Below are 13162 nucleotides of genomic sequence, written 5' to 3' on the forward strand. Positions count from 1 at the left end.
AACCGGCAACGCCGGCCGGCACGCGGATTACTGGCGTCGCGCGATGTGCGCCGGCCGCGCGTCGCGCGGCCGCGTTCAGCGATACCAGCGCGGCGTATAAACCCACTCACGTCCGTCGCCGATCGCGAAACGCCGCGTCGTCGACGAACCGACGATCACCATCGTGCGCATGTCCACCTGATCGCTGCGCAGCGCGCCGAGCGTCGTCGTCACGAGCGTCGCGCCGGGCCGGCCGATATCGCGGCCGAGCACGACGACCGTATCGGCCGCACGGTGCGCGCGCACGGCATCGAGCGCACGATCGAGCTGCCACGGCCGCGCACGCGAGATCGGGTTGTAGAACGCCATCACGAGATCGGCTTGCGCCGCATGTCGCAGGCGCGTCTCGATCACGTCCCACGGCTTCAGGTTGTCCGACAGCGAGATCGCACAGAAATCGTGGCCGAGCGGCGCGCCGGCCTGCGCGGCGGTCGCGAGCGATGCCGATACGCCGGGTTCGACGCGCAGCTCGACCGCGGCCCATTGCGGATCGCGCGTCTCGTCGAGTGCTTCGAGCACGGCCGCGGCCATCGCGAACACGCCCGGGTCGCCCGACGACACGACCGCGACGCGCCGGCCCTGGGCCGCCAGTTCGAACGCATGGCGCGCGCGCTGCATTTCCTCGCGATTGTCAGTCCCATGCACGCGCTGGTCCGCGCGGAACGGGCCGGCCATCGTCACGTAGGTCGTATAGCCGAGGATGTCGGTGGCGTCCGCGAGCGCGCCGCGCGCGGCGGGCGTGAGCCACGCGGCAGCGCCCGGGCCGAGGCCGAGCACCGTCAGGCGGCCGCGCGCACGGCCGAGCGCGGCGGGATCGACGGGCTGCGCCGCGACCGCGCAGGCGAGGCCGTCGGACGTTGCGCGCAGCGTATGCGCCACGCGCAATGTGTTGCCGAGCAGGGCGGTGGCATCGGTGCCGCCAGCTCCGTCGCCGTCGACATCGACATCGGCGAAACGCAGCGGCACCCCCAACGTTTGAGCCGCCGCTTCCACCCGCGCATCGCCGAGCAACGTCGCCGGTGCGACGAGCGCGGCAAGCGCCAGCCGCGCGAGACCGTGCGTATCGAGCAACGCGTCGATGCGTTCGGCAAGCGATGGCGACGCGTCGGCCTGCACACCACGCGCATCGATGCCGACCACCACGCTGCGCGGATGGATCACGAGTTCGTCGCGCGCACCGCGCCACGCATTGGGCGTCACGCGAATCGCATGCGCGGCCGCGTCGTCGCGCGGCAGCGCGACGTCGTCGAGCCACGGCGCCGCGCCGTCGACGCGTGTTGCCGCGCCCGCGAGCAGGTCGGACACGAAGCGCTTGCCTTGCTGGAGATCGGCGAGCGCATAGCCGTCGGGCGGATTGAGCACGCACGCGCCGAAGCGCAGCTCGCCGCTCGTCGTGATCGCCGGTGCGACGCCGAGGCACTCGGCGATTTCGCGCGCGATCACGTTGACGCCCGTCAGCCCGCCGAGCAGCGGCACGACGGCCGAACCGTCTTCCGCGACCGCGAGCACGGGCGGCTCGACACCCTTGTCGGCCAGCGCCGGCGCGACGCAACGAATCACGATGCCGGCCGCGCACAGCGCGACGATCGGCAAGCCGCGCGCGTACAGCTCGCGCAGGTGCGCGCCGAGCTCGTCGAACGGCACGTCGGCCTCGACGCGGGACGCGAGCCCATGCACGACGGCACCCGGATAGCGTGCCTGGATGCGCCGCGCGGTATCGAGCGCGCCCGCGCCGAGAATCACGATCGCGGGCGGAGTCGTCATCCTTGCCATTTTTCCCCCGGCACGACGAGCAGCGAAAAATACGGCGACGCCATCGGATCGACTTCGTCGAGCGGCACGATGCGTTGCGTCGCCATCGTCGCGCGCTCGACGTACAGCGCGCGCTTCGCGAGCCCCAGTTCGTCGAGCACGCGCCGCACCTTGTCGAAGTTGCGGCCGAGCTTCATCACGACGGCCGCGTCGGCCTGCGCGAGCCGTGCACGCAATTCGTCCTCCGGCAGCACGCCGGACAGCACCGACAGGCTCTGGTTGCGATAGACGAGCGGCTGGCCGAGCACGGCCGTGCCGCCGAGCATCGCGCACACGCCCGGGATCACTTCGGTGTCGTAGCGCGGCGCGAGGCGATCGTGCAGGTACATGTACGACCCGTAGAAGAACGGATCGCCTTCGCAGATCACCGCGACGTCGCGCCCGGCGTCGAGGTGCGACGCGACGATCTCCGCGGCCGTGTCGTAGAAGTCGGCAATCACGGTCTCGTAGCAGAGCGGCGGCGGCAGCGCCTCGGTCGTCACCGGATAGACGAGCGGCAGTTGCGTCTGCGCGTCGAGCAGGTGTGCCTCGACGATACCGTACGCATTGCCTTTCTTGCCCTTCGCGACGAAATACGCGACCACCGACGCGGCCTGCAGCACCCGCAGCGCCTTGATCGTCATCAGTTCAGGGTCGCCGGGGCCGACGCCGACCCCGAACAGGCGTCCGCGCGGGGCCGTCATTCGGCCTCCGTCGCGAGTGCGTTGACCGCGGCAGCCGCCATCGCGCTGCCGCCGCGCCTGCCAAGCAGCGCGACGTACGGCACGCCGCGGCTGTTCGCGTCGAGCGCCGCCTTCGATTCGGCCGCGCCGATGAAGCCGACCGGAAAGCCGAGGATCAGCGCGGGGCGCGGCGCACCGGCGTCGATCATGTCGAGCAGGTGGAACAGCGCGGTCGGCGCATTGCCGATCACGACGACGCTGCCGGCCAGATGCGGGCGCCACAGTTCGAGCGCCGCGGCCGAGCGCGTGTTGCCGAGATGCCGCGCAAGGTCAGGCACTTCCGGTTCGCCGAGCGTGCAGATCACGCGATTGCCGGCCGGCAGCCGCGCGCGCGTGATGCCTTCGGCAACCATCTTCGCGTCGCACAGGATCGGCGCGCCGGCCGCGAGCGCGGTGCGGCCCGCCGTGCCGGCGCCGGCCGAGAAGCGCAGGTCGTAGGCGACATCGACCATCCCGCACGCGTGGATCACGCGCACCGCGAGCTTCTCGAGATCGGGCGGAACCTGCGACAGGTCGGCCTCGGCGCGGATCGTCGCGAACGACTGGCGGTAGATTTCCTGCCCGTCGCGAATGTAGTCAAGCATCGGTGGTGTCCTGGCTGTGCCGCGCGCCCGTCAGTCGGGCCGCGGCCTGTTCAATCGTCAAATGGCGCGCGAGCGGGGCGCCGAGGCCCGCGGCGGCGTCGCGCCGGTAAAGGTCGTAGCGTGCGGGCGCGACCGCGACGAGCGTGTGCGTCGCGGGGTGTGGCAGCGCACAATGGCGTTCGCAGCCAGTCAGGTGCACGTCGACCGGCTGGCCGACGCGCACGGCCAGCGCGAGCGCATCGTGTTTCGTATCGGCGCGCGACTTCGCGCAGCCCGCGCTGCCGGTGCAGGCAACCAGCGCCGCCAGCGGGTCGGATGTCGTGCACACGAGCCCGAGCGACGCGAGCGCGTCGAGCACGGCCGGCGCACGTTCGTGCCACACGCCGTGCACGAAGATGCCTTGCCACGGCGTCATCGACAACGTGCCGTCGCCTTCGGCTTCGGCCAGCGCCGCGAGCCGTTCCAGTTGCGACGCGTCGAGCCGGCCGAGCACGAACTGCGCGCCGACGCTGCAGCGATCCGCGTCGCGCGACGGCCGCGCACCGAAACGCAGCGCGGCATCCGCTGGCGTGCGCCGCCAGCCGGCCAGTGCCGGATCGGCTTCGAGCGGGAAGGGTACGTAATGCTGCGCGCGCTCGCGCAACGCACGTGCGCCGCCGGTCGCGAGCCACGCGCGTATCCGCGTGACGTCGGCCGGCGCAAGATCGAGGAATGCGAGCAGCAACGCGCGGACGAGCGCGACGGCCTGGTCCGGCGCCACGTCGAACGAAGCGGGCGGATCGCCGGGCGCGACCGGCGGACAGCCGGCCAGCCCCGCGGCAATGCGGACCGCACCGTCGCCACGACGCCACGCGGCGAGCCAGATGTCGTGCGGATGATCGAGCGCCGCGACCGCTTCGCCGCCGTCGAGCTGAATCGAGAATTTCGGCGACACCTCGCCGCGGCGCGGCTCGTGCGTCAGCATGTCGAGTAGCGCAAGCGCGAGTGCGCGGGTGTCGAGCAGTGCGCCGGGATCGCGCCCCGCGAGCGGGCTGAGCATCAGGTTGCGGACGTCGTCGCTCGCGGCGAGCGCGGCCCGGTCGGCGGCGGCATCACCGGCACTCGCACGCGGGCCCAGGCCGGCGTCGAGCAATGCGTTGGCCAGCGTATCGGCCATGCCGTCGCGGATGCCGCGCAGCTGGAGATTCGCGCGATTGGTCGCGTCGATCGCGCCGGAGCCGCAGGCGCGCGCGGCGGCGGCGATCGCGCGCGCCTGCCGCGCGTCGAGCCGGCCGCCCGGCAGCTTGATCCGACACAGCCCGCCGTCGGCGGCCGCGACGACGCGCACGAGCCCCGGGCAGGCCGACGGGCGCACGACGGACGACGCAGGAATCGAAACGGGGACGGAACTCAACGGGATACCGGAACAGTGTCGCGCCGCGGCCAACGCATCGGTACACCCCGCCCGACGCCGACTGGCACGCACGCACTTTCATGCCGGCAGGTCTCCTGGCTGACAGGTCGGCGCCTGCTCCCGGCCTTCCCGGTGAAACCAGTGGCATGAGGGGGGAGATCGGCTCGCTGTCTACAGTTGCGGGGGCAGCCACAGCGGCGCGCGACGCGCCCTGTGTTCCCTCTTCGGCCCCGAAGGGCACCGGCGAACGAACGGCCGTAGGATACCCGATTTCAGCGCCGCTTCGCGACCGCCGGGCGGGCGCCGTGGCCGATGCGAAACGCGGCCCGGCGTCGGCGCGCCCGCAGATGAAACGCGCGGAGGAACACGGTACCATGCCGACTTTCGCAATGCGGACGGCCGCACCGGCGCCTTCACGGGCGCCGTGCGGCGACTCGATGGAATCGGACGATGGGGAAGGGTGCATGACGGCGTGGCTGACGGTAGTGGGCATCGGCGACGACGGCTACGCGGGGCTCGGGCGCAGCGCGCGGCGCGCGCTGCTCGAGGCGACGCGGGTCGTCGGCGCGAAGCGGCACCTCGACATGCTGCCCGCGCGGCTGCCGGCCGAACGCGCGGCGTGGCCGTCGCCGTTCGACCTGTCGGGCCTGCTCGCGCAGCGCGGTTCTCCCGTCTGCGTGCTGGCGAGCGGCGACCCGATGCTGTTCGGCGTCGGCGCGACGCTCGCGCGCGAACTGTCCCCCGATGAATGGCGCGTGCTGCCCGCACCGTCGTCGCTGTCGCTGGCGGCCGCGCGGCTCGGCTGGGCGTTGCAGGACGTCGGCGCGGTATCGCTCGTCGGCCGGCCGCTCGCGACGCTCGCGCGCCATCTGCTGCCGGGCCGGCGCCTGTTCGTGCTGAGCGCGGACGGCCGCACGCCGGCCACGGTCGCCGCCGAGCTTGTCGCGCGCGGCTTCGGCCCGACGCGCATCAGCGTGTTCGAACATCTCGGCGGCCCGCTCGAGCGGCGCATCGACGGCCTCGCGCAAGACTGGCACGTCGACGAAACCGCCGCGCTCAATCTCGTCGCGCTCGACTGCCAGGCCGGCCCCGATGCGCCGCGCCGCGCACTCACGCCCGGCCTGCCCGACGACGCGTACCGCCACGACGGCCAGCTCACCAAGCGCGACATGCGCGCGCTGACGCTCGGGCGCCTCGCGCCCGCGCCCGGCGAACTGCTGTGGGACGTCGGTGCGGGCAGCGGCTCGATCGGCATCGAGTGGATGCGCGCGCATCCGTCGTGCCAGGCGATCGCGATCGAGTCGCACGCGGAGCGCCAGCGCTTCATCGAGCACAACCGCGACGCGCTCGGCGTGCCGGGCCTGCAACTCGTCACGGGGCGCGCGCCCGATGCGCTCGCGGGGCTCGCCGCGCCCGACGCGATCTTCATCGGCGGCGGCGCGACCGCGCCCGGCGTGCTCGACGCGTGCTGGTCGGCGCTGAAGCCCGGCGGCCGGCTCGTCGCGAACGCGGTCACGCTGCAGGGCGAGCTGGCGCTCGCCGCGTGGCGCGACGCGCACGGCGGCACGCTCACGCGCGTATCGCTCGCGCACGCCGAGCCGCTCGGTCGCTTCGACACGTGGCGGCAGCCGTTGCCCGTCACGCTGTATGACGTGCGCAAGCCCGATTCCACGGCAACGGAATTCACGGACCTCGCGTGATGCGCGACGAAACCCCCGAACAACCGGCACCGCTGCGGTTCGGCTATACGACCGGCAGCTGCGCGACCGCGACGTCGCTCGCCGCCGCGCGCCTGCTGCTCGCGGGCCGCGCGGTCGATGCGGTCGAAATCGTGTTGCCGAAGGGGCAGCACGTGATGATGCGGCTCGCGTTCTGCCGGACCACGGCCGACGGCGCCGAGGCCGGCACCATCAAGGATGCCGGCGACGATCCGGACGTCACGCACGGCGCGCTGATCTTCGCGCGCGTCGCGCTGTCGGCCGCGCCCGGCGTGCGTTTTCATGCGGGGCCGGGCGTCGGCACCGTCACGCGCGCGGGACTCACGCTGCCGGTCGGCGAACCGGCGATCAATCCGGTGCCGCGCCAGATGATGACCACGCACCTCGACGCGCTCGCGGCCGAATACGGCTACACGGGCGGCTTCGACGTGACGATCGGCGTCGAGGGCGGCGAGGTGCTCGCGCTGAAGACGATGAACCCGCGTCTCGGCATCGTCGGCGGCCTGTCGATCCTCGGCACGACCGGCATCGTGCGGCCGTTCTCGTGCTCGGCGTACATCGCGTCGATCCACCAGGGCATCGACGTCGCCCGCGCGAACGGCATCACGCACATCGCCGCGTGCACCGGCAACGCGAGCGAGGATGCGATGCGCGCGCACTACGGGCTGCCCGACATGGCGCTGATCGAAATGGGCGATTTCGCCGGCGCGGTGCTGAAGCACCTGCGCCGCGCGCCGGTCGCACGGCTGTCGATGTGCGGCGGCTTCGGCAAGCTCAGCAAGCTCGCGGCCGGCCATCTCGACCTGCACAGCCGCCATTCGAGCATCGACCTGCCGCTGCTCGCGCAGTGGGCGGCCGAGGCGGGCGCGAACGAGGCGCTGCAGGCCGCGATGCGCGCGGCGAATACCAGCCAGGAAGCGCTGAAGCTTGCGCTGGCCGACGGCGTGCCGCTCGGCGACCTCGTCTGCGCACAAGCGCTGCGGGTCGCGCGCGACATCGTGCCGGCATCGGTCGCGGTCGAGATGTTCGCGATCGACCGGCAGGGCCGCTTCGTCGGGCGCGCACGATGAGCGCGCGCATCCTGCTGCTCGGCGGCACCGGCGACGCGCTGAAGATTGCACGCGCGCTCGGTCCGCAACACGTCTACAGCCTCGCGGGCCTCGGCAAGGTGCCCGACGACCTGCGCTGCAACGTCCGCGTCGGCGGCTTCGGCGGGGCCGCGGGGCTGGCCGCGTATCTGCGCAGTGCCGGCATCGGCCTCGTGATCGACGCGACGCATCCGTACGCCGCGCAAATCAGCGCGAACGCGGCAGCCGCCGCGCGCGACGCGGGCGTGCCGCTGTGGGCGCTGCGCCGCGCGCCGTGGACACCCGGCCCCGGCGACGACTGGCGAATGGTCGACGACTGGGCCGGCATCGAGGCCGCGCTCGCGCCGTTCCGGCGGCCGCTGTTCACGCTCGGCCGCGAACCGCTCGCGCATCTCGACGCGATCCCGCCGCACCAGTTCTGGCTGGTGCGCTGCCTCGATGCGCATCCCGGCAACGCGCGCGCGCAGATCGTCGCCGCGCGCGGGCCGTTCACGCTCGAGAGCGAGCGCGCGCTGTTCGCGCTCGCGGGCATTGACGTCGTCGTCAGCAAGAACAGCGGCGGCGCCGCGACCGAGGCCAAGCTCGACGTCGCGCGCGAACGCAGGCTGCCGGTCGTGATGCTGAAACGCCCGTCGCTGCCCGACGCCGATCGCGCATTCGACTCGGCCGCCGCGCTGCTCGATGCGATCGACCCGGCCGCGCGCGCGTGATGCGGCGCGACCGGCTGCCCAATGAATTGACGGAGATTTTTCGATGACGGTGTATTTCATCGGCGCGGGCCCTGGCGACCCGGAGCTGATCACGGTGAAGGGGCAGCGCCTCGTGCGCACGTGCCCGGTGATCCTGTACGCAGGCTCGCTCGTACCGCCCGCCGTACTCGACGGCCATCGCGCGGAGCAGGTCGTCAATACGGCCGAGCTCGACCTCGACGCGATCGTCGCGCTGCTCGCCGATGCGCATGCGAAAGGGCAGGACGTCGCGCGCGTGCATTCGGGCGATCCGTCGCTGTACGGTGCGATCGGCGAACAGATCCGCCGGCTGAAAGCGCTCGGGATTCCGTATGAAATCGTGCCGGGCGTGACGGCCACGGCCGCGTGCGCGGCGACGCTCGGCGTCGAGCTGACGCTTCCCGGTGTCGCGCAGACGGTGATCCTCACGCGCTTCGCGGGCAAGACGACGATGCCGGAAGGCGAAGCGCTCGGCGCGCTCGCCGCGCATCGCGCGACGCTCGCGATCCATCTCGGCGTGCGGCATCTCGCGCGGATCGTCGACGAAGTGCTGCCGCATTACGGGCCCGAGTGCCCGGTCGCGGTGATCTACCGCGCGAGCTGGCCCGACGAGGAACGCGTGACCGGCACGCTGGCCGACATCGTCGGCAAGGTGCAGGGCACGCGGATCGAGCGCACCGCGCTGATTCTGATCGGGCGCGTGCTTGATGCGGAAGGGTTCGCGGATTCGACGCTGTATGCGATTGAACGGCGCTAACCGTGCAATCCGGCTCGGCTGAATAACAACGGGCAACCGCGCGTCGGCAACGAACCCGGCCAGTGGCCCCACGCGCCGCGTCCGATCCGCCCTAGGCCCGCGCGACGCGCCGCGCAAACTGCGGCGCGAAGCCTGCCGCCAGCGCGAACAGCACGACACACAGGCATGCCATCGCGATCCATGCCGGCGTCAGATCCGCGAGATGCTGGCGCACGATACCCGCCGCGAACGGAAACAACCCGGCGATCAGATAGCCGACGCCCTGCACGAACCCCGTCAGCGATGCGGTGTCGGCCGGCGTCGCCGCGTGGTCGACCGTGACGATCAGCGACAGCGGGAACAGCGCGCCGATCCCCGCACCGAGCAGCAGCGCGGCGGGCATCGCGAGCGCTTCGGGCGCAGCCAGCATCACGAGCAATCCGACGAACAGCGACGCGATCGCCGCGTGCAGCGCGGGCCGGCGATCAGGCAGGCGGTCGATCGTCGCCGAGATCGCCAGCCCCGCGACGACTTCCGCGAGCGTCACGCCGCCGAGCAGGCTGCCGGCCGCGGTCGGCGACCAGCCGAGCCGCATGTAGTACGGCGGCAGCCATGCCAGCACGAGCGTGTAGGCACCCGTCGCGATCCCGAAGAACACCGCGAGCCGCCACGCGCGCGGCGAGCGCGACGGCCGAGTGTGCGTCACCGACATCGAAGCCGATGCCGACCTCGGCCCGGACGCCTGCGCATCGTCTCCGCGACTGGCCAGCGGCCACGCGAGCACCGCGACCGCGGCCGGCAATGCCCAGCCCGCGAGCGCGACGAGCCAGCCCCAGCACGCCGCGGCAATCGGTGCGACGACGCTCGCGAGCACCGCGCCGCCCATGATCGACGTCGAATAGACGCCCATCGCACCGCCGATCCGCGTCGCGAAATGCGTCTTCACGAATCCCGGCAACAACGCCTGCACCATCGCGATCCCGATGCCCGCGCAGCATGCGCTCGCCAGCAGCAGCCACGCGTGCCGCGCGCCGATGCGCGACGCGCAGGCGAACCCGATCAGCGCGACGCCGAGCCACACGCCGCCCGCGATCCCCGTCACGCGCTGCAGCCGCCGCGCGCTCAGCGCGCCCAGGCCCATCAGCAGGATCGGAATCGTGGTCAGCAGGCTCGCCGCGCCGTCGCCGATGCCGGTCGCGCGCTGGATCATGTCGAGCAGCGGGCCGATCGCGGCCAGCGCGGGCCGCAGGTTCAGTCCGACCAGCACGATGGCGGCAAGCCGCCAGCCGGGGGAAGTGAAGCGATTCATGCAATGGCCCTCGATATCGATGCACGACACCTCCGTCAGGGGTGCCGCGCGTTTTCATGTAAAGTATCTCGACATCAAGATAAATGCGGATTTATCTCGACGTCAAGATAACTGGTGAGCCGAGGAGGGTTAATGGATCGAGCGGCACATGCGCTCGCGCAATGGCGCGTCGAGCGTCCGGATCTGGACGCGTCGTCGATGCTCGTGATGGGACGGTTGCAGGAGGCCGCGCTCGTGATCGCGCGCGACGGTCTCAATCCGCTGTTCGCGCGCTACGGGATGCAGCCGGGCGAATTCGACGTGCTGGCGACGCTGCGGCGCAGCGGCGCGCCGTTCGCGCTGACCCCGACCGCGCTGTACGACGCGCTGATGATGTCGTCGGGCGGGATGACCGCGCGCATCGACCGGCTGCAGAAGGCCGGCTGGGTCGAGCGCCGGCCGAACCCGGCCGACGGCCGCGGCACGCTCGTCGCGCTGACGGACGCCGGCCGCGCGCTGATCGACGACGCGGTGGTCGCGCACGTCGACAATCAGCGCGCGATGCTGGCCGCGTTGTCGGAGGCCGAGCAGGCACAACTTTCAGCGTTGCTGGAAAAACTGCTGGCGGGATTGGGGGAAGAAGCGTCGACGCCGGATGAAAAGTAGCGCCGCCGAATCGTCACGCCGAACGCGACGAGCGGGAAACGGAAACGCCGAAAGGAAGCGGGAATACCGCCCGTCGCGCGATGCGGCGGGCCGGACAGACAAACGGGCCGCGCCCGCTGCGCGGATCAGCCGCGTGCCGGGATGTTGAGCCCGCGCGCGACGGCCGGACGTGCGACGAACGCGTCGAGCGCCCGCGCGACGTGGCGGAACTCGCTGAAGCCGACGAGATCGCCCGCCTCATAGAACCCGACCAGGTTGCGCACCCACGGGAAGATCGCGATGTCGGCGATCGTGTACGTATCGCCCATCACCCACTTGCGGTTCGCGAGATGCGCATCGAGCACGCCGAGCAGGCGCTTCGATTCGGCGACGTAGCGGTCGCGCGGACGCTTGTCCTCGTAGTCGCGGCCGGCGAACTTGTGGAAGAAGCCGACCTGGCCGAACATCGGGCCGATGCCGCCCATCTGGAACATCACCCACTGGATCGTTTCGTAGCGGCCCGCGAGATCCTTCGGGATCAGCTGGCCCGTCTTGTCCGCGAGATAGATCAGGATCGCGCCCGATTCGAACAGCGGCAGGGGCCGGCCGTCGGGGCCGTTCGGATCGATGATCGCCGGGATCTTGTTGTTCGGGTTCAGCGACAGGAATTCGGGCGACAGTTGGTCGTTCGTGTCGAAGCGCACGAGGTGCGGCTCGTACGGCAGGCCGGTTTCCTCGAGCATGATCGACACCTTGACGCCGTTCGGCGTCGGCAGCGAGTACAGCTGGAGACGGTCGGGATGCTGGGCCGGCCACTTTTTCGTGATCGGGAAGGCGGACAGATCGGGCATGAAGGTTCGCTCGTCAACGTGGAGGATCCGCGCTCCGCCGTCCGGCCGAGGGGCGCTGACAGCCCCTGACACGGCGGCAGGAACGGGACGAACGCATCGACAGGCGGGCGGGGCGCGCCGAAAACGCCCACTGTAGCCGATCCCCGCGATCGCTGCAGACGACGGCCACGAAGCGCGGCCGCGCGTCGCCGCGCGTGCATCGCGCCATGCCATACCGCACCGCTTCGTCAGAAGTTGTGCCGCAGCCCGACCATCGCGGCGGTCGTGCCGACCCCGGGCGCGACCGGTTGCCCGTACACGAGCATCTGGTTCATGGTGCCGCGGTTGTTCACGTGGCCGGCCTGCGCATAGACCATCGTCCGCTTCGACAGGCTGTAGTCGGCCGTGAGCACGACGGCCGTCGAGCGGTTCTCCGAGCGGTTGCGGTCCTTCAGGTAGTACACGGCGGAGGCGACCTGCAGCGCGGGCGTGAAGCGATAGCCGACACCCGCCGACAGCATGTCGAGGTTCACCTTGTCCGCATGCGACGGATTCCTGCCGTTGCCGTACGACGCCGACACCGAGAAATCGCGGATCGTGTATTTCGCGCCGACATAGACGAAGCGGTTGTTGTCGACGCCGGTCGGCGCGACGCCCGGCGCCGGATTCGTGTCGTGGCCGTTGTAGTAGACGGCCGACGCGTTGAGCCCGTAGTTCGCATACTTGAGCACGACCGATTCGCGCGTGCCGCCCTGGAACTGTCCGGCGACGCCGCCGGGCGCGTATTCGAGCGCGATCGACGCGCCCGCGAACGTCGGCGACTGATAGACGAGCGCATTGCTGTCGTACAGCGCGCCGATCGCGCCGTTGGTGCTCGTCCCCGGCCAGCCGGCCGCGGTGTTCAGGCCGAGCCACGCGGTCAGCACGCTGCCGAAGAACTGCGCGTTGCGCACGTCGGTGTCGGCCATCGCATAGATCATCGGCACGACCTGCCGGCCGGCCGTGAACGTGCCGAACGGGCCCGACACGCCGAGCGACGCAACCTGGTTGAAGATCGCGACGGCGCCCGGCGTGTCGCTCAGCTGCATCTTGCCGGTGCCACTGTCGAACGAGCCCTGCAGCTTGAAGTTGACCTTGTAGCCGCCGCCGATGTCCTCGCTGCCCTTGATGCCCCAGAAGCTCGAATAGATGCCGCCGTCCTTCATCCGGAACACCTTGCCGGTGTTCGGCGCGTTCGGGCCGAACGACGCGGCCGACGTGCTCTGGTACAGCAGGCCCGTGTCGACCACCCCGTACAGCGTGACGGAGGATTGCGCGTGCGCGAGCGCCGAACAGCCGGCAAGCGCCGCGAGCGCGGCCAGTTTCGTCTTCATCGAAGTCTCCAGGATCGTAATGGACCGCTCGGGATCGAGCCCGTGCGGGTAAAGCGGGGGAAGCATCGGGGCAGGCGGGCGGGCGCGGGATGCGACGCCGGTGCGAGCCGTGCGGAAAGACTACGCAACGGCGCGCGACCGCTCCCCCCCATGCGCGGGGGGCAGGGTTGCGGAGAATCGAAGGGGGCCGGGCGACGCGGTTGTCG

General features: G+C 71.3%; 12 protein-coding genes and 1 riboswitch. Of the genes, 5 read left to right on the plus strand and 7 right to left on the minus strand.

The features are described 5' to 3' along the window. Positions 1–75: 75 nt before the first annotated feature. Genes cobJ through cobG form a run of 4 tightly spaced genes read right to left on the minus strand, consistent with a single transcriptional unit; the run spans position 76 to position 4511 of the window. On the minus strand, positions 76–1803 hold the full coding sequence (gene cobJ / locus DIE23_RS03240) for a precorrin-3B C(17)-methyltransferase (RefSeq protein ID WP_124610766.1): 1728 nt from the start codon (positions 1801–1803) through the stop codon (positions 76–78). Then, on the minus strand, positions 1800–2534 hold the full coding sequence (locus DIE23_RS03245) for a precorrin-2 C(20)-methyltransferase (RefSeq protein WP_124610767.1): 735 nt from the start codon (positions 2532–2534) through the stop codon (positions 1800–1802). The genes cobJ and DIE23_RS03245 overlap by 4 nt, the downstream gene beginning before the upstream one ends. Continuing rightward, entirely contained in the window at positions 2531–3157 is a 627-nt protein-coding gene (locus tag DIE23_RS03250; RefSeq protein WP_124610768.1) for a precorrin-8X methylmutase, read from the minus strand. The genes DIE23_RS03245 and DIE23_RS03250 overlap by 4 nt, the downstream gene beginning before the upstream one ends. Beyond that, complete coding sequence (cobG, locus tag DIE23_RS03255) at positions 3150–4511, minus strand: precorrin-3B synthase (RefSeq protein ID WP_311767799.1); 1362 nt, start codon at positions 4509–4511, stop codon at positions 3150–3152. The genes DIE23_RS03250 and cobG overlap by 8 nt, the downstream gene beginning before the upstream one ends. Positions 4512–4617: 106 nt before the next feature. Continuing rightward, a riboswitch (cobalamin riboswitch) is annotated at positions 4618–4810 on the minus strand. Positions 4811–5014: 204 nt separating this feature from the next. On the opposite strand from cobG, the gene cbiE reads away from it, so the two are divergent. From cbiE to cobM, 4 genes are read left to right on the plus strand one after another with little or no spacing between them, the layout of a single operon-like run. After that, positions 5015–6250: a precorrin-6y C5,15-methyltransferase (decarboxylating) subunit CbiE gene (gene cbiE, locus DIE23_RS03260; RefSeq protein WP_124610863.1), complete on the plus strand. Its 1236-nt coding sequence runs from the start codon at positions 5015–5017 to the stop codon at positions 6248–6250. After that, a complete protein-coding gene (locus DIE23_RS03265) occupies positions 6250–7338 on the plus strand; it encodes a cobalt-precorrin-5B (C(1))-methyltransferase (protein WP_124610770.1) in 1089 nt (362 codons plus the stop codon). Before cbiE ends, DIE23_RS03265 begins: the two co-directional genes overlap by 1 nt. Then, a complete protein-coding gene (locus DIE23_RS03270) occupies positions 7335–8066 on the plus strand; it encodes a cobalt-precorrin-6A reductase (RefSeq protein ID WP_124610771.1) in 732 nt (243 codons plus the stop codon). Before DIE23_RS03265 ends, DIE23_RS03270 begins: the two co-directional genes overlap by 4 nt. 43 nt (positions 8067–8109) lie before the next feature. Continuing rightward, the gene (cobM, locus tag DIE23_RS03275; RefSeq protein WP_124610772.1) at positions 8110–8841 is read left to right on the plus strand and encodes a precorrin-4 C(11)-methyltransferase; all 732 of its coding nucleotides are present in this window, start codon (positions 8110–8112) and stop codon (positions 8839–8841) included. 91 nt (positions 8842–8932) lie between these two features. Here the strand turns inward: cobM and DIE23_RS03280 are convergent, their stop codons facing one another. Continuing rightward, positions 8933–10129, minus strand: coding sequence for an MFS transporter (locus tag DIE23_RS03280; protein ID WP_124610773.1), 1197 nt, complete (start codon positions 10127–10129; stop codon positions 8933–8935). A 132-nt stretch (positions 10130–10261) separates the two neighbouring features. Here DIE23_RS03280 and DIE23_RS03285 point away from each other — a divergent pair, with 132 nt between their 5' ends. After that, positions 10262–10774: a MarR family winged helix-turn-helix transcriptional regulator gene (locus tag DIE23_RS03285; protein ID WP_124610774.1), complete on the plus strand. Its 513-nt coding sequence runs from the start codon at positions 10262–10264 to the stop codon at positions 10772–10774. A 125-nt stretch (positions 10775–10899) separates the two neighbouring features. On the opposite strand, the gene DIE23_RS03290 is transcribed toward DIE23_RS03285, so the two are convergent. After that, positions 10900–11604, minus strand: coding sequence for a glutathione S-transferase N-terminal domain-containing protein (locus DIE23_RS03290; RefSeq protein ID WP_124610775.1), 705 nt, complete (start codon positions 11602–11604; stop codon positions 10900–10902). A 227-nt stretch (positions 11605–11831) separates the two neighbouring features. Further along, positions 11832–12956 carry a porin gene (locus tag DIE23_RS03295; RefSeq protein ID WP_124610776.1) on the minus strand — a complete coding sequence of 375 codons (1125 nt, stop codon included), beginning with the start codon at positions 12954–12956 and terminating at the stop codon, positions 11832–11834. Between the last annotated feature and the right edge of the window lie 206 nt (positions 12957–13162).

It is taken from the genome of Burkholderia sp. Bp9143 (assembly GCF_003853645.1).
In the GTDB taxonomy this organism is placed as follows: domain Bacteria; phylum Pseudomonadota; class Gammaproteobacteria; order Burkholderiales; family Burkholderiaceae; genus Burkholderia.

What these genes read in the sequence shown, in the direction of transcription:
- cobJ (WP_124610766.1), bottom strand. Translation starts at nt 1,803, where the DNA reads ATGACGACTCCGCCCGCGATCGTGATTCTCGGCGCGGGCGCGCTCGAT.
- DIE23_RS03245 (WP_124610767.1), bottom strand. Translation starts at nt 2,534, where the DNA reads ATGACGGCCCCGCGCGGACGCCTGTTCGGGGTCGGCGTCGGCCCCGGC.
- DIE23_RS03250 (WP_124610768.1), bottom strand. Translation starts at nt 3,157, where the DNA reads ATGCTTGACTACATTCGCGACGGGCAGGAAATCTACCGCCAGTCGTTC.
- cbiE (WP_124610863.1), top strand. Translation starts at nt 5,015, where the DNA reads ATGACGGCGTGGCTGACGGTAGTGGGCATCGGCGACGACGGCTACGCG.
- DIE23_RS03265 (WP_124610770.1), top strand. Translation starts at nt 6,250, where the DNA reads ATGCGCGACGAAACCCCCGAACAACCGGCACCGCTGCGGTTCGGCTAT.
- DIE23_RS03270 (WP_124610771.1), top strand. Translation starts at nt 7,335, where the DNA reads ATGAGCGCGCGCATCCTGCTGCTCGGCGGCACCGGCGACGCGCTGAAG.
- cobM (WP_124610772.1), top strand. Translation starts at nt 8,110, where the DNA reads ATGACGGTGTATTTCATCGGCGCGGGCCCTGGCGACCCGGAGCTGATC.
- DIE23_RS03280 (WP_124610773.1), bottom strand. Translation starts at nt 10,129, where the DNA reads ATGAATCGCTTCACTTCCCCCGGCTGGCGGCTTGCCGCCATCGTGCTG.
- DIE23_RS03285 (WP_124610774.1), top strand. Translation starts at nt 10,262, where the DNA reads ATGGATCGAGCGGCACATGCGCTCGCGCAATGGCGCGTCGAGCGTCCG.
- DIE23_RS03290 (WP_124610775.1), bottom strand. Translation starts at nt 11,604, where the DNA reads ATGCCCGATCTGTCCGCCTTCCCGATCACGAAAAAGTGGCCGGCCCAG.
- DIE23_RS03295 (WP_124610776.1), bottom strand. Translation starts at nt 12,956, where the DNA reads ATGAAGACGAAACTGGCCGCGCTCGCGGCGCTTGCCGGCTGTTCGGCG.